Origin of the sequence: Clostridium sp. YIM B02569, from assembly GCF_022320765.1 — a bacterium.
In the GTDB taxonomy this organism is placed as follows: domain Bacteria; phylum Bacillota; class Clostridia; order Clostridiales; family Clostridiaceae; genus Clostridium; species Clostridium beijerinckii.
Map to the genome: position 1 here is coordinate 1 of NZ_JAKJJX010000071.1, position 1,034 is coordinate 1,034.

Sequence of the window (1,034 nt, forward strand, 5' to 3'; positions counted from 1 at the left end):
GCAGTTCAAATCTTTGGTGGATATGGTTACACTAAAGAATACCCAGTAGAAAGAATGATGAGAGATGCTAAAATATGCGAAATCTACGAAGGAACTTCAGAAGTTCAAAAGATGGTTATCGCAGGAAGCATTTTAAGATAGGAGGACTTTTAGAATGAATATAGTAGTTTGTGTAAAACAAGTTCCAGATACTACAGCAGTAAAAATTGATCCTAAAACTGGTACATTAATAAGAGATGGTGTTCCATCAATAATGAATCCAGAGGATAAACACGCTTTAGAAGGTGCATTACAATTAAAAGAAAAAGTTGGAGGAAAAGTTACTGTAATAAGTATGGGACTTCCAATGGCTAAAGCGGTTTTAAGAGAAGCATTATGTATGGGAGCTGATGAAGCTGTCCTATTAACAGATAGAGCACTTGGAGGAGCAGATACTTTAGCAACTTCAAAGGCACTTGCAGGAGTAATAGCTAAGTTAGATTATGATTTAGTATTTGCTGGAAGACAAGCAATTGATGGAGATACTGCACAAGTAGGACCAGAAATAGCAGAACATTTAAACATTCCTCAAGTAACTTACGTTCAAGATGTTAAAGTTGAAGGAAATATATTAATAGTAAATAGAGCATTAGAGGATGGACATCAAGTAGTAGAAGTTAAAACTCCATGTCTATTAACTGCAATCGAAGAATTAAATGAAACTAGATATATGAATGTTGTAGATATATTCGAAACTTCAGATGATGAAATCAAAGTTATGAGCGCAGCTGATATAGATGTAGATGTAGCTGAATTAGGGCTTAAAGGCTCACCTACAAAGGTTAAGAAGTCAATGACTAAGGAAGTTAAAGGTGCAGGAGAAATCGTAAGAGAAGCACCTAAAAATGCAGCATACTATGTTGTAGGAAAATTAAAAGAAAAACACTACATCTAAGATAATAGGAGGGTAATTTATTATGAATATAGCAGATTACAAAGGCGTTTGGGTCTTTGCTGAACAAAGAGAAGGCGAATTACAAAAAGTATCTTTAGAA

General features: G+C 34.4%; 2 protein-coding genes. Both read left to right on the forward strand.

From position 1 onward, the window contains the following. Window positions 1-141, forward strand: a 141-nt coding sequence (locus tag L3B96_RS27120) for an acyl-CoA dehydrogenase family protein (RefSeq protein WP_275297433.1), incomplete at its 5' end; no start/stop codon positions are given. Window positions 142-154: 13 nt separating this feature from the next. Continuing rightward, a complete protein-coding gene (locus L3B96_RS27125) occupies window positions 155-934 on the forward strand; it encodes an electron transfer flavoprotein subunit beta/FixA family protein (protein ID WP_238901429.1) in 780 nt (259 codons plus the stop codon). Window positions 935-1,034: the final 100 nt, after the last annotated feature.